Here is an 18478-nt window from a genome sequence, read left to right as displayed (position 1 = left end):
ATCAATAAATCGTATTTTAGAAAAAAATCCTTCGAATTTCTTTATGGTCTATATAGTAAAATTTAAATAGCAACAGATTGCCCTTCTACTGTAATCCGATATATTTCTTAATTGTTGATCGTTTTAATTAAACCTTATCTCGATAAAAGCTAATTATCGAGATACACTGATTTAAAAATTATTCAGGCAGATTGAATGAAAAAAAATTTCCTTATTTATGGTTCTTATGGATATACCGGTAATTTAATTGCTCAGTTAAGCCTACAGCAAGGATTAAAGCCGATATTAGCAGGAAGAGATGAAGAGAGATTAAAGCGGCAAGCAAGGGCTTTGAATTTGGAGTATCGAGTATTTGATGTGAACGATTTGGAGCAAGCTAAAAATGCTCTTGAGGATCTTATAGCAGTAATTCATTGTGCGGGCCCATTTAAGTATACCTCCAAAAGCATGGCGCTGGCCTGTCTTGCCACAAAAACCCATTATTTGGATATTACCGGTGAGGTGATGGTAATAGAAGAACTTATGTCGATGAATGAACAGGCAAAAACTAATGGTATCATGCTATTACCTGGTTCTGGATTTGATGTAGTTCCTAGTGATTGTTTAGCTGCTTATTTAAAGCATACTTTACCAGATGCCAATCGATTGATTCTTGCCATTGGTACATTTGCTCAAAGTGCACATTTAGGTATTTCTCATGGTACTGCTAAAACGATGTTGGAAGATATCCCTGAGGGAACTAAAATACGAGATAAAGGAATTTTAAAAACAATTCCGTTTTGTGGAAAAACCCAGTTTTTTGATTTTGGGAGCGACAAGAAATTGTTGTGTGCCACTATTTCATGGGGGGATTTGGCATCTGCTTGGTGGTCTACACAGATTCCACATATAGAAACGTATATGGCATTGCCGAAAAAAATAATAAAGCTGAAAATTTTTATTAACTTCTTTAAATGGTTTTTAAGTTGGTCTCCAGTTAAAAGGTATCTAATGCATAAAATTAATCAACTACCCGCTGGGCCTACTGAGGATCAAAGACAACACTCGGTTGTAAAAATATATGCTGAGGTAAGCAATGAAGCCGGCAAAAAAATTGCTGCATTGATGACTACACCTAATGGTTATACATTAACTGCTTTATCAACGTTATTGATAATTCGGAAAGTTATAGCAGGAGATGCTCCAATTGGTTTTCAAACCCCTTCTAGTGCATATACAGAAGATTTAATTATGGAGCTACCTGAAGTAACGCGTGTTTTGGTTAATCCGTGTTAACATCCATTTCGTTTTCAATCTGGAGAAAATATTTTCATAACCCATTATAATTTACGTTTATATAAATTTTAAAAATGCATAAGGAAATTAGATGACTCTTGAAAAAATAGAAAAAGGACTTAATGGCCTAGAAACTGGTATCGAAGAAGTAAAATTAATGAATTTGGAGTTGAATAAAAATAATGATCGTTTCCAAGCCCTTATTGAGCAAATGGAGGAGCGACTCAATCAATATGAGAATGCTCTAAATGCAGCACAACAAATAAAAATGAGTAGTGGAGAGTTACTAAATAAGTATGGCATAATGAAACCGCCAAGCCAGCAAGAGTCTTTAACAACCACATTGGAACCCCGGCGTCCTTGAGTTACAGTTATAGGCCCCTTAATTTGGGGATTGTATAAGCTGCTGTGATTTGCGTTAATTTCTTTCAGATTTCTTGATTGCTTAATCAGCTAAATGAATTGAGCATTCTGAACTCATTGCAAAAGCAATCAAGCTAATCTGTATAATTTAATCGGATGATCCCGATGTTTTAACATCGCATTACCAACAAATTCGCCCTTAATTTCAGGTAATTCCTTCATGGCATCTTCAGAAATAAGAACATGGGAATTATATGTTTTATTTAACTGCTCTATATGCGCAGCTGAATTGACTACATCACCAATAATGGTATATTCCTGTCTTTTTTTAGTCCCAATCGTACCTGTGATCGCATGACCAAAATGGAGTCCTATTCCTAATTTGAGATCAGGTAGATGGCCCTTTTTTACCTCCTCTTCAGTGCGTTTTATAATCTCAAGTGCTGCGTTTACGGCATTAGCCACATCATTGCCACTCGATATAGGTGCCCCAAATACAGCCATAAAACCATCACCTAAAAATTTGTTGATAATCCCTTTATTATCATGAATGATTTTGACCATAAATTTAAAAATATTATTGAGATAATTAACCGCAATTGATGGTTCGCTTACCTCGGTAAAATGAGTGAAATTTCGCACGTCCAAAAACATAACACAAACAGGTATGTACTCACTGAAATTACCATCCTTAGATAATAATTTGGAGACAACTTCAGGTGAAACATGCTGACCAAATATACTTTCAATTCGGTCCCGTTCTTTTTGTGCCTCAAATGCCACAAACAATTGCTTTTTAATTTGTGATGTGACAAAAGCGGTAGCAACCCCAGCAACTAATAACATACCTCCTCGATTGGCAAAGGCATACCATGCGATTAGATAGTAATCAATTCCTTCGATTGGAGTGTAATGCAGCACGTAATAAGAAAAAAACCAATATTCAATGGCTGCAACCATTCCTGAAAACCCACATAACCATTCATTTAAGGTCAGTGAAGACAGAATAATAAATATAAAATAAAGTAAAACAGGTGGCATTAAAAGAACATAGATTGGGGTGTGATAATTTATGAGAACTATTATTCCTATTGTTGGAATATTTATTTCGATGAAGGCTTTGATATATTGTATTACGAGGGGAATATTTTTCTGATGAAGCATGTATTGAGAAACAACAATACGCATTAATAAAAAATAAAACGCTACCGCCACTAAAGAACTCGGCATAACCATTGGGGATACGTTCGCTTGTCGATAATATACTTCAGGGGAATGAATAAAAAATATTATCCAAATGAGAGCCATTAGAATAAAAATAATAGATAGAATGGTTGTTCTTAACTTTTCAGTTTTTAATATTTCCAATTCCAAAAGAGATTGAGTCATTTACACTAACCCATGAGTCCATTTCTTTTATTTTAGATTAAAATTATAAATAACAATTATTTGCTTGAATCCAGTTCCTCTGAATCCGAGAACATGTTCCGTCATCTCGTTTGCTAGGTGGGCTTTCCGATCCTAACACGGTGTGACCGGATAGGATTGGGCTGTTGCTTCCTATCCAGGCTACAATTTTGATACCTACTTACATCGATACCAAATGTTTATCTTTAAGTCGCACATAATGTTGTGCTGAATATTCTAATCTCTCGATTTCTTGATCAGTTAATTTTCTAATTGCTTTAGCTGGGTTACCAAGATATAAATAACCACTCTCCAATTTCTTTCCAGGAGTGACTAGAGAGCCAGCAGCAACCATTACATGACGCTGAATATGTACTGCATCTAAAATTAAGGCGCCCATACCAATGAGACAGAAATCATCCACCCGGCAGCCATGCAATACCGCTTGATGTCCAATTGTAATCCCTTGGCCTAAAATTAATGGTTGTCCACCAGCAGTATAAGGACCATCATGGGTAACATGCAAAACAGCCCCATCTTGAATACTGCAGGCATTGCCAATTTTAATGGAGTTCACATCTCCGCGTATCACGGCCATAGGCCAAACAGATACATCGTCGCCCAGAAATACATCACCAATGACTACTGAGGTAGGATCAATGAAAACTCTTTGGCCTATTGAAGGTGATTTACCTTGAAAACTACGAATTGCATTATTCATGTTATTAGACCATAGTTACAAATTCTTCAGCGCTCGTGGGATGAATCGCAACCGTATTATCGAAATCTTTTTTACAAGCGCCCATTTTTATTGCCACACCAAAACCCTGGAGCATTTCATCCGCTGCTACTCCAATAACGTGCAAGCCAATAATTTTTTCTTCTTTGCCCAAGGTGACTAACTTCATCACTGTAGGTGTTTTTATTTCTGCAAATGCATCAAACATAGGAGTAAAACGAGTTTGATATATTTTGATCTGATCTTTACCGTATTGCTCAATGGCTTCTTCTTCACTAAGGCCAACTGTTCCTACAGGAGGATGACTAAAGATTACAGTACAAATATTATCATAGTTTAAACACGCCTCAGGTTGCTGGCCAAATAAACGATCTGCTAAACGTCGACCCGCAGCAATTGCTACAGGGGTAAGTGCAGGTGCATTCGTTACATCACCTAAAGCATAGATTCCCTGCGCGCTCGTATTTTGAAAGGCATCGACTAAAACTAAACCTTGTTGATCAGTTGCAACGTTTACCTTTTCTAGATTTAATCCAGATGTCCTGGGAGTCCTTCCCACGGCGACAATAATTACGTCTATGTCCTGAATAATTGAACCGCTTACAGCGCATACTATAGATTTTCTGCCATCGCTATGTAAATTAATTTCTTGTGCTTTATGATTTGCATGAATCTGAATGCCTTGTTGCTGCATCATATCCATTAATGTTTCTCCCAAAACTTTATCAAAACGAGATAAAGGTCGAGAACCCCGCATTAAAAGATGGGTTTCACTTCCCAGGCTGTTTAATACTCCGGCCAGTTCCACTCCGATATAGCCGCTTCCAATAATTGCAACTTTTTCAGGTTGTTTGGTTAATGCAAAGAAACCATCCGAGTCAATCGCATGCTGAATCCCATGAATTATTGGTAGTGAGGGCTTGCCACCCGTTGCAATGATGATATGCGGTGCATGATAAAAAGAATCATTTACTTTGATCGAGTGTGCATCGTGAAATGTCCCTAAACCTTGAATCAGGGTGATATTAAATTGAGCAAAACGCCGTGCATAATTTTCCCTGAGTCGGTCTATATAAGCATTACGCTTCGTAACGAGGGTATTCCAGTCAAGTTGAGTTGAGGGAGTAGAAAACCCATAGTCGGATGCATGGTGCATGATGTCACAAATCATGGATGCATTGAACATAATTTTTTTGGGGACACAGCCTAAATTAACGCAAGTTCCACCCAAGTGATTAGGTTCTACCACTGCTACTTTAGCGCCATGCTTTGCGGCTCGAACAGCACTGGCGATACCACCACTGCCTCCACCTAATACAATAAGATCAAAATGGTTGTTTTTCATAGACAATTTTTGACAAATAAGTTTATATTATCAGGAACTGTCCAAGCAACCAATATAAAATCCCAATAAATGAAGTGTGAGTAATGGGATGTTTTTCCATTGTCCTGCTTTTATTGCTTAGATTCTAACAAGAATATCTTTAGGTGATGAAAGCAAAATTATATCGCTCTAATTTGTATTGTTAAGTAGTACAAAAGCAGCTGATTTCAAAACTGAATTATCTTTTTAAATAATTTGTAATCATTTTTTCGGATCTCATTCTTGAGGCTTATCAAGGATTAGGTTTAGGAGATTTTGGGTTGCATTTTAGACTTATCCTGGTTTTTTCCTGCAAGAGGGCGGAGATCTTGGTTAATGATCTTTAATAAGGAGATTAATATGCCAGTATCAGAGATTAAAATTAGTCGTTTGGTGATTTTGGGAGATAGTCTATCGGATAGGGGTACTTTTAATAAACGGATGCTTTTTGGTTTTATTCCTTTGGGAGATATTTATGAAGTAGGTTTTGATGCACCTAGAGGGCGCTTTACTAATGGATTTGTCTGGGGAGATTATTTTGTTACAGCGATTATTGAACAATTTGAAATAGAACATGCTCGTAAAAAACTGAAAGTCACGCGGGATGCGCCGGGGAATGCAGACGTGGCTGACGCGATTTTAGCTAATGATCATCATTTGTTGAGCAAAAATGAGAAGGCATTTAGTCTCAATAGTGATAAACATATTTTATACAAAGGAGAGCGCTTTGTCCGCTTCTATTGCGAAGCGGGTTTAACCTCATACGATTATAAGACCCAACTCACGCTGAATCCCATGGATGAAGCAGCTCGACTGGTCTTAAGCCATTTAGAAGAGAAACAAAAGTTACTCAGTGCGGACGATAAAAAATATCATATTAGCGCTCGGGAAAAAGCTGAAACTTTAGTTATTGAATGGTCTGGGGCGAATGATTTAGTTACGGTAAATTCCGAACCTACATTTCTTGAAGCAGAGAATGCAATTAATGCGCGAATCGCCAATCTTGAAACCTTGATTCAACAAGGGTATAGGAATTTTGTTTTATTGAATTTACCCGATCTATCCTTAACTCCAAAATATAAGGCTAAAAGTAAAACAGAACAAAATAATGCCGCTGAATGCTCGGCACATTTTAATGAGCAATTGGCAATTAAAGTACAACAAATCCTTGAAAAGTATCATGGTCTGAACATCCCTTTGAATCTTTCAGTTTTCGATGTCAGTAAACCATTTAAGGAAATTTATGATCATTGTAAAGATTATGGTTTTGATGAGGATAAATTAACATCTCCATATATTGAGTCGGATGAATTTAAACAAAATCAAAAAAATCCTGTGGATCACGAAGAACATATTTCGCCAGCCAAAGGCTACATGTTTTGGGACATCTTACATCCTACTATGAATATGCATTCTTGGTTAGCAGTAAAATTTAAAGAAGCCTACAATAAAATTTTTAAATTTACTCCTCCTGAATCATTAAGAAAATGCCGTAAGGAAGCAGAAGATGCAATGGGTCATTTTTCACCTGCCTTTTACGCCCATTTGCCGCAAGATTTAGTACAAATAATAAGTACTATGCATAGCAATGCAGTAAATATGGCTAAGTCATTCAGCTCATCACGTCGTGAAAAAGGCGAGTTATTGAAACAATTTATTTTTGAACTGAAGTGTCAAAGTGGTAATTTACGAGAGATTGATGCCTTTATAAAATCATTTATGCAAGATCCAGAGAATATAAAAATAATAAAAAAACACAATAATCCCATATTTGATTTTTTTGCGGGTAAAAAAACGACCCGCTCAGAAGATCATATTGGTGAACTCAGTCGAGCGCTTGTAGCTCATCTTAATGTTCCGGAACAACTAACCATGTGATGAAAGAAATTTCGCTGCTGGCAGGTCGTCATCCCCAGTGCAATGAGGAATCTCTCAAAATACTGTGCTACAGCATGGAGATCCCTCGCTACGCTCGGGATGACAACCTTTCACGGAATGAGTTGCAGCCGTTTTATTCTGCACTTACTTTAAATGCCACATCCACATTGCCGTGAATTGCTTTAGAATAGGGACATACTTCGTGAGCTTTGGCTACCAATTCTTCTGCATCTTGTTGATTTAGACCCACGACATATGCATGCATTTCAACACCAAGTTTAAATCCTTGTTCTGGTGTGGAATACAAGGAGACTTGAGAGAGAATAGAGGCATCTTTTAAAGGAATGTTCTGTAAACGAGCGACATGACGCATGGCACTTTCGAAACATGCAGCATAACCGGCAGCAAATAGTTCTTCGGGATTGGTACCGCCACTTTGGCCACCAAGTTCTTTAGGTTTCGCAAGGTCCAGTCTTAATAAGCCGTCTGATGTTTCTATATGACCCTCTCGACCACCATGTGTACGCGCTGTTGCGGTATAAAGTGCTTTCATTTTTTAGTCCTTTAATTATTAAGAATAACAAAGTTAGAGTTGATTGATGAATTTGTCAATCAGAAGTAACCCTATATATTATATTGCATTCATGAATTGGCACATTAGGGCTTTTGACTCCGTAAAACAAACCCTTATCTAAATAATTACATACCTGATTTGTATTTAATGAATTAAGGCATTGGGATAAGGTCTTGTGCTGACAATGTGGAAAAATTGCATTCGTTTTGCTTATCGCTTGATAATGCTGATCACCCCAGCTGTTTATATCGCTCGTGTAATAGGTAGTATAATTTTTAATTTTAAGATTATTATCCAGGTTAAATATTTTCATCCCCGGGTAATTATGATGGACGCGACTAACACTGGGCGTAGAATAAGCATAGATATTGGTGCCATGATCTAAACTGATTTTTCTGAGTTCATCCATATGCGTATGTGAAGAAAGCAGGGTAATTTCTCCATATGATTTTTTATTGTTATTTAATATTTTTATAAATTCATCGACGTACTTTTTATGCCAAATAGGTGTCCCCTGGTATGAATTGCCAGGTGGTTCATGCATAGCAATTAATAGCTGTTTGGCATGATGTGTTTTTAATTGTTGGTCGAGCCATGAAAGTTGGATGGAGGCATCGTGTTCTTGATTGGGGTATTCAGAAAGTACGGGTGTTTTTGTCCATTGAGTTGCATTTAGGGCAATTAAGATAATTTGTCTATTTCCAGGTATCACATAACTGGAATAATATCCATCGTGGCTCATGTGACTGTCATCGATAATTAATTCTTTACAATGAGCACAGGCTCCATTCCAGCCTGCAGCAAAATTTAACGGAGAAACACCATTCGCTTCAAAAGGTTGATAATTACCCAGTAAGGAATCGTTATTCCCTGTGATATAAAAAATAGGTTTCTGCCCTCTGTCGTTTTTATATAACTCTTCAAATACAGTCTTTTCGAACTCCCCCTTTTTCGATGTATTAAATAAAGAGTGAGTGGGTAAATCACCTAAGCAAAGAATAAAATCTACTTTTTCGCTTAATTTTTCATATTGCTTCATCGCAATATTTAGAAATTCTGGACCCGTGTCTTCTCCGTCATTTGATGAGTTACTACTGCCGTAATGAATATCACTAATGGTTAAAAAGTTAGGTGCTGCATGTACTGAATGAAGAAAACAAAAAATCAATAAAACAACTTTAAGTGGGTTCAATTGCATCTCCATTGATGATTAATTATGTTTATGAGCCAATCCAATGATATCAACTTATGACGTTGTGGCTGCATCCAGGTCAATTGCTATTAAGAGAAGCCCCTCACCCACTGGGTGGGTGAGGGCATTAACTGCAATATGCCATCCGCCCTGTAAGCCTCTTCTCCACATAGGAGAAGGGACGTTTCACTATACCCCTAGGCAGCTTCGCGAATACTCCAGGTTCTTTGCGCCTGATTGGGTAAATCCAAGGCCTCTACCCAGAGTAGGGCGGGGTTACCCGAAGGATTAATGGATAGCGTCTTAGCCGACAACATGACCGCAAAAGGATATTTTTGGGCCACCGCTTGCAATGTTGACCATACTTTTCCTGGATCAGCCTGGTTGTCATTGACTATCAGTTCATTGCCTCGATAGATAACATTAACCGATTGGCCTCGTAGCGCAGTTCGTAGTGCTGACTCCAATCGGCGCCATTTCCCTTGATGTGCTTTTTGTCTTTCTGCTTGAGTCGGATTCAATTGAAAACTAATTCGTTGATGCGGTGAAAAAATTCGACTCAAACGACTGCTTCCCGGACTATTTTGTAAGAAGTAAGTGCATAGGGCATCCAACACAGGACGGCCAGGGCCAGAAGCTTTACCTGGTTGTCGGTTAACATACATTGCAAAAGCTAAAGTATGGCCATTGGCTGTATATAAATACCCAGAAAGACTGTTTATTCCAGTCATAGTGCCTGTTTTAGCGCGCACAAATCCTTGTTGCGTTGGAATTTTAAATCTTTTTTGCAAGGTTCCATCACGCCCGGATATGGGTAATGCGGCGATGTATTCATAAGATAATGGAAAACGTTGGTATAGGAATTTTAATAGGGATATGGTTTGTTCTGGGGTTACTAAACTGTACCTTGACAAACCTGAACCATCAGTAAAAATTGCATTACTGAAATCAATGCCTGTTTGTGATTGTAAAAAATTCTTAACTAAGGGTTGAGCATCTCGCCAGTTGACGGGTATTCCTTTATTGAGTTTTTCTGCAGCATGCAGGTACAAGCTGTCTGCATAGAGGTTATCTGAAGGCTTTAATGTATCTGCCATCAATTGTGATAACTGTTTGGAGTGCTGTGTCGCAATTAATAAAGAGCCTGTTGGCGTTTTACCTAATTGGACCTGACCATTGAGTTGGATATTCGACTTTGCTAATTGACTCTTGATCATGCCTTGGGCATACATTAGAGGATTTTTTATTGCCAGTCGTTGTTGCACTGCCCACTGTCCAACACCAACGCAACCGCGAACAGTTAAATGATTCTCTTGATCCAAACTAAAACCTACACCACAGCCTTTGCTATCCGCTTTGGTTGTTGCCTGATTGTTTAGAGCAATCGCGCCCCCACCATCATCTACTTCAACCACGGCGGGATCGCCAGCTTGAGCTCCAGGATTTACAGTGACAGTCAAGCGATTGGAGTCAACCATAACTGGTGCGTTGGGTGCACCATAGCTGTAAGATAAATCAGTTGTCAGCCATCCGGGTGGATAGGGGTCTACATTAGCCAGGCTGCTGTCAATGTACACATTACCTTGAATGGTATGGATGTTCCATTCTTTCAATGAAGAAAGCAGGGTATTTAAATCATCACGATTAAAAGAGGGATCTCCACTCAGTCGCACATAAACGTTCCCCTGCAGCACCCCTTGTTGTATTTTTCCTGAGCTCATACTTAATTGGTTTTTAAAACGATAGTCTGGCCCCAGTACCATTAATGCTGCTGCTTCAGAAAAAAGTTTTAAATTACTTGCAGGGATATATAATCGTTGTGCATTACGACGATATAAAACTTTACCGGAAGTGAGGTCAAGGACGACAATTCCAAGATTGACATTAGGGTTGACGCGATTAATTAAGCGATCTACTTCAGTTTGGATACTGGCACTATAGGCGAATGCGGATAAGGCCAATAAAAACACGCCAGTCAATGTCTTTCTCATCGATGTCGTTCCTTTTGTTGTACCCTATACAGAATATAGAGTTGGTAAACATTAATCATATCTTAAGCCTAAACGCTCCAACAGTCCCGCAAGGGTATCATTATCAAAAAATTTCACTTGCAGCCATCCACCATGCTCATTATCGTTTATTATTTGCACGGGTGCACCTACTTGTTCTGATAATAGGGCTTGTAGTCGTTCAACATCCCGATCTTTTTTCGCATTTTTGGGGAGGGCAAAATCTTTGTTTTTTTGTGTTCGAACAGCATGTTCTAACTGTCTTACAGACCATTGTTGTTCTATAGTTTGTGCCGCCAAGTATTCCTGCTGGGCCGGATTTAGCCCCACGAGAACACGCGCATGACCCAAAGATAAGCTTTTATCTCGAATTAAATTTTTTATTTTTTCACTCAAATTCAGTAACCGTATGATATTGGCAATATGGCTTCGTGATTTTCCTACTAAAGTGGCAATTTCATCTTGATGATAATGAAACTCATCAATCAAACGCCGATAAGCGCTTGCCTCTTCAATCAAATTTAAATCTTCTCGTTGGATATTTTCAATTAAAGTGAGGGCACAAGCCTGTTTATCAGTATAGTTTCCGATGAGGCAAGGCACTGTGTGTAATCCTGCCATTTTTGCTGCGCGCCATCTTCGCTCTCCAGCAATAATTTCATAACGCTGTTTCGCTATGGTTCTCACGATTAAAGGTTCAATTAGTCCTTGAGATACAATCGATTGCGCGAGTTCTTTCAAAGCAGCGTCATTAAAATCTTCTCTGGGTTGATACTGTCCTGCTTGAATGTTTTCTATGGGTATATGATGAAATTCAACGTGCATGAAACAAAGTATTGGATGGGATTGTTGAGAATTGTTTCATATTTTGCTGGGAATGGAAATAGGGATTTAAGGGGGTAAGCTCTGCACACGATATCACTCGCAGACTGCATTCTCTGTATTATAACGAACGCTTTATTTTGCTGAAGCTAAAAAATAAAGAGTCTAATCAATTAGACTCTTTAATCCATTTTTTTATTTGGTCTACATAGCTAAAGAATGAGAATGGGAGGACTCAACTTCGATCAGGAGTCGTGAAATGGATTTTTTGTCTAGACTTCCATCTCTTTTATAGTGCAAATTAACCTCTGGTCTTTCTAATGATTCTTTAAGATATTTTTTTAGATCCTGGTTAAGACAATGATAAACAGCCTGATCATAAGGTAATAAATTTTTTATTTGTCGTTCTAATGCTAATACAACCCATGGGGTAGTATGTGGAATAACCGCTTCCAGGATTTGATGCAGCCTTTGTTTTTCTGCCGGACTGTCTTTACTAATTTGAGTAATGAGCACAGCAAAATCGATATGTCTATCGATTGAGGCATGAGCAATAATCGTTGCAAATTGTTGGGGAGACAATACTCCAGCCGCCATCTTACCGTAAGGTTCTTGAGTATTTCTAAAAATCTCCCAAAATTTAATTTCTTTTAAAGAACTTTTTAATTGTTCTTCGGATAAGGTTTCTAAAACAATTTTTAAGCGGTTGCTTCTGTTTTCAATATAAGACAGATGGTTTGTGGTTTTTGAATCGATTTGCCAAAGATGTTGCAGTAGATTTTTAAAATCAGGTGAAGAGGCTCGTTCAACTATGATTTTAATTTGATGATCCGGTAAGCTCATCAAATCTTCAAATAGCTTTTCGCTCTTTATAATATAATCTTCTGCATTTAAATCGGAAATAAAAGCCTCTAATGCCTGATCAGCCCATTCTTTTTTTGGTACAACCAGATGAGTATATACAGGCTTAGCGGGAAGATGGACAGTCCATTTGGACGGAGCAGTATTACTTCTCGTTAAATGGGTTGTGGTGCTCGACTTTAAGGCTTCAGCCTCTTTTAAGGCAATTTGATTATTTATTTTAATATAATGATCCGCTAATTGGGTCAATTTGATTTTAAATGAAGCAGGACAGGCTAAATGAGCCAGCTGATCAATTAGAGCCTCCCGCACTTTTCCAGTAGCAAAAGGCAGGATAGAAACAAGTTTGCCTAATGTATAGGGGCCTGGTTTCAATTTCTTTATCATGGCATTGAGGATATCATGTCCTTTGCTATTAGAAGCAAACAGCTCTAATTGCTTACGACTTAACGTGTTGGCTGCAGCCGCAATGTAGTTGTCTTTATTTAATATTTTTAAAAAATCTGGTGATTCAAAAGATGCTTTTAGCTGTTCTTCAGAAAGTGCATCAAGCATAACAGCAAATTTTCTGCTTTGAAATTCTCTTTTAGAGGGCTCAGATTCAAAACCTGTAAAACAACGCCATAAATCATCAAGTTCGCTGGAGCTGAATCTTTTGGCTTTCATTGGACTTAATCTCTTTACAAATAATCTAATATCTTGATTGGAGAGCTTTTCTAATTTATTCCAGAATTCATTCTGAGCTCGAGTTGAATTTTTGATTACTGCAACGAGTTCGGCAATCTCTTGTTCCGGCACCTTCGATAAATTTTCTTCTTCTTTCAATTCAGCTTGTGCTTCATTTTGAGCGATTAATGCGTTTACTTTCGCCATAAAGGTTTCGATGTGCTCCGGCTGGTCGAAGTAATGGGGTGCAGATGTTTTTGAAGTTTCTGGTTTTTCTTCGGTCTTTGAGAAAAAAATATTAGGGACAGTACTTGCTCTGATAATTTGAGTCGCATTTGCTGAACCAGAGTGTTGAACGACATTCGGTCCTTCCTTAGGTTTGACCCCCGGGGGGGCTTCTTTGGGTTTGGTAGCCTTGAGTTCTTCTTTTGGCTGAACTTTTTCTGTTTGTTCCTCGATAGAGCCTTCATCATTAGATGAATCTGGTTCCTCTGCACGTTCATTTAATGGTAATTCTTGTTCGGAAATATCACTCACCTCAATAGTAGCCTGAGTGAGTACCAGTCCGAAAAGCATTGCACTGATAGTTCCTAAGGAACCGATTTTGGCACCTTTAAGAGTGGTTTCTAAAGGATTACTTTTTGTAAATAGCCCGGTTAACCAGCCTGTAAGTCCTCCCAAAAAGAGGAGAGGCGAGCTAAAGATTAGTCCGATAGTACTCACGAAAATAAGGAGAACGCCAACTGTACGTTTTAAATAATCAGGGGAGGCAGATTGTTTTTTTTTCTTGGGAGAATCATCGCTCATAAAAATTCCATCTTTTAAAATTAAGCTAATGGACAAATAAAGACCACTAAAAATATTGGGAGCGTATAATGATGGATTTAGAGTAAAACATCAATCTTTATTATAGTCCTGGCTCAGCCTAATACGGGAGTTTTTTTCGCAACCTCTTTTGCAAGAACTGGATTCAAGAACCTGAGATGGCTTTGGTGAGCAGTAAATAGAAACGAGCAAACTAGAACGTCTATCTGACCGGTTTAAATAAAATATTTCCTCTCGTTGCTTTTGCAGTTAATCCACTTTAAAGGGCCTATTTGTTTCTTGACAACAGATCGATAGAGCCATAACATTGGTGAATTTGTGATCTTTATGGTTTTTTAATGGCTAAAAATACGCTTTATAACTTTCTTGATCTCTGTGTTTATAAAAATAAAAAACTGCATCTGGGTAATGATGTTTATCTGATAAAAACACAAGACAAGACAAATTGTCCCTACTTTCGCTTTGATTTGCCGATCGAACAGCCTATTTCCTTTAAATTTAAGGACTTGGAACTTAATCTCTCGAAACATCATATTAGTGTTTATGAAGGTGAAAACTCAGAGAATCCATCGCTTAGCCAATTTCATTATTCTGCGTATTTTGTGGATAAAAAAAACCAAGAGTACGTATTGCATGTATTTTTTAATGAGCGTAACCAGTTATCTCAATTACCGGTACTTTCCTTAGTGACCGATGATGATAAAAAAACTCATCTAGAAGTTGAGGAGTATTTATCCGATCAATTTATTACCTTAGCAAGAGAACAAGTCGATCCGATTATTTCTGAAATTCAGCGAAGAAAAAGTGAAAAAATTAGGAATTTGCAAACGCAATACGAGAAGGATGAACTTCAGGCATCAGAGTTATCAAAAGATCTAAAAGCAAAGAAATCAGAGCATGAGCTTGTTGTTGAACGCATGATAAAGACACTTAAAGCTTTAAATCCATTATTCAAACATGATTCCTACATTAGAATTGCAAAATCGCTTGAGTTATTTATTCAGCAACAAAAGACAGCAAGTCAGCAAAAAAAAATAACGGGTCAGCAGACAAAAAAACAAGCTTCTAAAGCAGATTCAAAGAAACCTGAATTGCTAGAAGAAAAACCTAAATCTGCATCGAGATTAGCGAAAAAATCTTCTCAATTCCAAGCCCCCAAATCTTCTTCAACTTCTCATGTAGAGGAAGAATTAGACGCTGCAATTTTAAAATTCAATAATCTAGAAAATGATGATGCAAGAGCGGTTAACGAAATTTGTAATCTATATGCCGAAGTCAATTCTATTTTACTATTAAGTGAGGATGATGATCTTCCTAAAGACTTTATGGACAAAATGAATACTTTGCAATTGAAAATCAACCTCAAAGCTACGACATTACTGCATCATTTGATAGCACAAAGAAAATTCGACATAGCAAAGACATTTACACCTTTCCATTATCAGTTAGATGAGAAATTCCTTATCCAGGCTTTAGAACAGGCGGATGGCGAATTCTTGGATTTTTTATTGGATCACGGTGAATATATTCTCGACAATCAACCCATAAGAATAGAAAATCAAACATTCAAATCGGCAGCCCACTACTGTTTCAGTACGTGTCAGAAAAAGTCAATGGCCTCTTGTTTATCTACTTTGCTTCGCCATGGAGCGTCCATTTTGGTGAAAGGAACAAATGGATTACCACTCGCTCATACCATTCTTTCAACGCCACAACATCCATTACGCCCAGCACTGGAAGAAAATAAATCTTTAACATTGCAATCTAGATATTTTTACGCTCAGTTAGCCAATTTAGTACAAAATTATATAATGACAGGTGTTGTTGACTCTGAGAGAAAGGAAAAGCTGACTCGAGATATGGAGTCTTATCGTGATGAAGCGCAGTCATTTCCTTTATCAAAAAATCTTGATAAGGGAGTAGGTAATAAACTTCGCAAACATATTGATCAGTTAGCGGAGATTTTGACGCCAAAATACGACAATGCGCACAATGACTTACAACAAGCAATAAGATCCTCAATTCACCAGGGACTTCTAGGGGTAGGGGATCCGAAAAAATTAAGAAGAGTCAATCTACTTTTTAAAGAAGCAATCAAATTTGTCCAGGAGGACAAATTGGGTACCTGGAATGGAGAAGAGGAGCAATTAAGAAAACTATTGGGGGCAAAATAATTTGCCTGCGATAACGTACGCTTACTGAAATTCAGTGTTAATCATCTTGCATCAGCGACATAGATTATCAGGCTGTCGAGAGATAAAGAAAAGAGGTCCTTTCTTTATAGATCTCAATGAAATAAATAACTTGGCTGGGGGAAACTTAATATGATTGTACAAATAGTGCAATCCCTCAGCCCAAGGCTCGACCCAATCTTATTTTAAAACAGACCATATACTATGGCCGAAATAGCGATAATGCCTATAGCTGTAGTAAATATATTGCTTACTGTATTTGACTGATATTTTTTCATTGCCGGAATTTTTGCAATTGCAAACATAGGCATGATAAACAATAAAGTAGCAATGACCGGTCCACCTAATGTTTCTATCATTTTTAAGATATTGGGGTTTATGGTCGCTACAATCCAGCATGTTACTACCATGAAAATTTCAATAATTCGCTGGAGCCTGCATTGACTTATTGTTTTTCCAGAGGGTTTTAACATATTCACGATAATGCTGCTTAGACCCTCTTTAGCACCCAAATAATGACCTAAGAATGATTTGGAAATCGCAATAAAGGCAATAATCGGAGCAATGCATGCAATAAGTGGTGTTTTAAAATGATTCGCTAGATAGGACAGGATAGAAATGTTTTGTTGTTTTGCCTGCATAAGGTCTTGAGGTGAAAGACTAAAAACACAGCTAAATACAAAAAACATAACCGAAAAGACCATAAGTAAATGGCTGTAGCGCATAATTGATGTGCTACGTCTATCGGCATCGCTGCCATATCGTTCTTTTTGATTGACAGCAAAAGATGAAATAATGGGTGAATGATTAAAGGAAAATACCATAACTGGAATGACTAACCATAGAGTCATCAAAAGACCATGCCCACCGTTCGCATGTAATGAATTGCTTTGTTGTAGAATGGCGTTGTTCCAGTTGGGAATTAAATAAAGTGATAAAAATAATAATATCGTTGCAAAAGGATAAACCATAAAGGACATTGATTTAACGATAATTTCCTGTCCAAAACGGACTATAGCCATGAGGGCAAGGATGAGTACTATGGCTAAAAGTGCTCTGGGTGGGGCAGAAATGCCCAACTGATTTACGAGAAAACTTTCAGTGGTATTGGTAATTGCTACACTGTACATCAATAAGATAGGGTAAATGGCAAAAAAATATAAACCCGTAAGTATTCTTCCTGCAAAAGTACCAAAATGTTCTTCAACTACATCGGTGATGTCATTTTGGTTCGAAGATCCTGATAAAACGAAACGGCAAAGCGCACGATGGGAGAAATAGGTCATAGGGAAGGCAAGTACAGCCATTATAATTAAAGGCCAGATTCCATTTAATCCGGCATCGATTGGAAGAAATAATGTTCCCGCGCCTACAGCAGTACCATAGAGGCTAAGCATCCATACGGTATCGTGTTTTGTCCAAGAATATTTTTTATTCACTGCAAGAGATGAAAGTATTGCTGTAGATTCATTTGATGACATTAAAATATCCGTTCCTTTTGTAATACCGTGCACTGTGTTCAATATTAACACTGTGAAGCTAATATTTCAACAGAATCTGTTTGTGCTGCTGAAAGCGCTCGATTAATTTATTTAATTTTCAGCAGCTAGTATTCCAGCTTTGTTCCATAAAGCCTATCTCCAGCATCACCTAAGCCAGGAATGATGTACCCTTTTTCATTAAGCTGTTGGTCTATTGCTGCTGTGAAAATAGGAATCTCAGGATGCTCTTCATGAAAAGCAGCTATTCCTTCTGGCGAGGCAAGTAAACAGAGAAATTTAATCGATTTAGGACGAATGGCTTTAATTTCTTTAACTGCAGCAATTGCCGAATTTCCAGTGGCTAACATGGGATCAACTACAATAACATCTCGATCCCGAGTATGTTCTGGAAGCTTAATATAGTACTCGATCGCCTCAAGAGTTTTAGGATCTCGATACAAACCAATATGGCCAATTCGTGCTGTCGGTACAAGTTGTAACATGCCATCAACCAAACCATTTCCGGCACGTAAGATTGAAACAAAAACCATTTTTTTACCTTTTAAAACAGGTGATTGCATCAAGGCCAATGGCGTTTCGATCTCTTCATATTCCATTTCCAAATCACGAGTGATTTCATAAGCAAGCAACATGCTTATTTCATGCATCAAGGTGCGGAATTTAACTGTGCTGGTGTCTTTTCGACGCATAATCGTTAATTTATGCTGAATTAACGGATGTTTCACTACTACAACGTGTTGATTGTTCATTTTAACTCCAAACTGCGATTTGAAATGGTAACTTGGGCTTCTTCTAGCCCTGCTGTATTTG

General features: G+C 37.8%; 14 protein-coding genes. 4 read left to right on the top strand and 10 right to left on the bottom strand.

Features of this window, described 5'->3' with window-relative positions; translation table 11 throughout:
• Positions 1 to 195 precede the first annotated feature (195 nt).
• Entirely contained in the window at positions 196 to 1275 is a 1080-nt protein-coding gene (locus tag OQJ26_RS18660) for a saccharopine dehydrogenase family protein (RefSeq protein ID WP_265705201.1), read from the top strand.
• 91 nt (positions 1276 to 1366) lie between these two features.
• A complete protein-coding gene (locus tag OQJ26_RS18655) occupies positions 1367 to 1639 on the top strand; it encodes a hypothetical protein (protein ID WP_265705200.1) in 273 nt (90 codons plus the stop codon).
• 128 nt (positions 1640 to 1767) lie between these two features.
• Here OQJ26_RS18655 and OQJ26_RS18650 read toward each other — a convergent pair whose 3' ends face one another.
• The 3 genes from OQJ26_RS18650 to gorA all read right to left on the bottom strand — a co-directional run bounded on the left by OQJ26_RS18650 (position 1768) and on the right by gorA (position 5129).
• Entirely contained in the window at positions 1768 to 3027 is a 1260-nt protein-coding gene (locus OQJ26_RS18650) for an adenylate/guanylate cyclase domain-containing protein (protein WP_265705199.1), read from the bottom strand.
• Between the two features lie 199 nt (positions 3028 to 3226).
• Positions 3227 to 3766: a gamma carbonic anhydrase family protein gene (locus OQJ26_RS18645; RefSeq protein WP_265705198.1), complete on the bottom strand. Its 540-nt coding sequence runs from the start codon at positions 3764 to 3766 to the stop codon at positions 3227 to 3229.
• Positions 3767 to 3770: 4 nt separating this feature from the next.
• Positions 3771 to 5129, bottom strand: a complete 1359-nt coding sequence (gene gorA / locus OQJ26_RS18640; RefSeq protein WP_265705197.1) for a glutathione-disulfide reductase — start codon at positions 5127 to 5129, stop codon at positions 3771 to 3773.
• A 378-nt stretch (positions 5130 to 5507) separates the two neighbouring features.
• On the opposite strand from gorA, the gene OQJ26_RS18635 reads away from it, so the two are divergent.
• The gene (locus tag OQJ26_RS18635; RefSeq protein WP_265705196.1) at positions 5508 to 7025 is read left to right on the top strand and encodes an SGNH/GDSL hydrolase family protein; all 1518 of its coding nucleotides are present in this window, start codon (positions 5508 to 5510) and stop codon (positions 7023 to 7025) included.
• A 133-nt stretch (positions 7026 to 7158) separates the two neighbouring features.
• On the opposite strand, the gene OQJ26_RS18630 is transcribed toward OQJ26_RS18635, so the two are convergent.
• The 5 genes from OQJ26_RS18630 to OQJ26_RS18610 all read right to left on the bottom strand — a co-directional run bounded on the left by OQJ26_RS18630 (position 7159) and on the right by OQJ26_RS18610 (position 13956).
• Positions 7159 to 7578, bottom strand: a complete 420-nt coding sequence (locus OQJ26_RS18630) for an organic hydroperoxide resistance protein (RefSeq protein ID WP_265705195.1) — start codon at positions 7576 to 7578, stop codon at positions 7159 to 7161.
• A 55-nt stretch (positions 7579 to 7633) separates the two neighbouring features.
• Positions 7634 to 8797: a metallophosphoesterase gene (locus OQJ26_RS18625; protein ID WP_322783979.1), complete on the bottom strand. Its 1164-nt coding sequence runs from the start codon at positions 8795 to 8797 to the stop codon at positions 7634 to 7636.
• 191 nt (positions 8798 to 8988) lie between these two features.
• Positions 8989 to 10782 (bottom strand): D-alanyl-D-alanine carboxypeptidase/D-alanyl-D-alanine endopeptidase, encoded by a 1794-nt coding sequence (gene dacB / locus OQJ26_RS18620; RefSeq protein ID WP_265705193.1) that lies wholly within the window; start codon positions 10780 to 10782, stop codon positions 8989 to 8991.
• A gap of 51 nt (positions 10783 to 10833) precedes the next feature.
• On the bottom strand, positions 10834 to 11625 hold the full coding sequence (locus tag OQJ26_RS18615; RefSeq protein WP_265705192.1) for a ParB/RepB/Spo0J family partition protein: 792 nt from the start codon (positions 11623 to 11625) through the stop codon (positions 10834 to 10836).
• A gap of 201 nt (positions 11626 to 11826) precedes the next feature.
• Complete coding sequence (locus OQJ26_RS18610) at positions 11827 to 13956, bottom strand: hypothetical protein (RefSeq protein ID WP_265705191.1); 2130 nt, start codon at positions 13954 to 13956, stop codon at positions 11827 to 11829.
• Between the two features lie 356 nt (positions 13957 to 14312).
• Between OQJ26_RS18610 and OQJ26_RS18605 the strand changes: the two genes are divergently transcribed.
• Positions 14313 to 16148, top strand: a complete 1836-nt coding sequence (locus tag OQJ26_RS18605; RefSeq protein ID WP_265705190.1) for a hypothetical protein — start codon at positions 14313 to 14315, stop codon at positions 16146 to 16148.
• Positions 16149 to 16351: 203 nt separating this feature from the next.
• On the opposite strand, the gene OQJ26_RS18600 is transcribed toward OQJ26_RS18605, so the two are convergent.
• Positions 16352 to 17647, bottom strand: coding sequence for a serine/threonine transporter (locus tag OQJ26_RS18600; protein ID WP_265705189.1), 1296 nt, complete (start codon positions 17645 to 17647; stop codon positions 16352 to 16354).
• A gap of 125 nt (positions 17648 to 17772) precedes the next feature.
• The gene (gene upp / locus OQJ26_RS18595; protein ID WP_265705188.1) at positions 17773 to 18417 is read right to left on the bottom strand and encodes a uracil phosphoribosyltransferase; all 645 of its coding nucleotides are present in this window, start codon (positions 18415 to 18417) and stop codon (positions 17773 to 17775) included.
• Between the last annotated feature and the right edge of the window lie 61 nt (positions 18418 to 18478).

Source organism: Legionella sheltonii (genome assembly GCF_026191355.1).
In the GTDB taxonomy this organism is placed as follows: domain Bacteria; phylum Pseudomonadota; class Gammaproteobacteria; order Legionellales; family Legionellaceae; genus Legionella; species Legionella sheltonii.
Note: the sequence above shows the minus strand (reverse complement) of the source record. Positions and strands in the feature narration are given on the sequence as shown.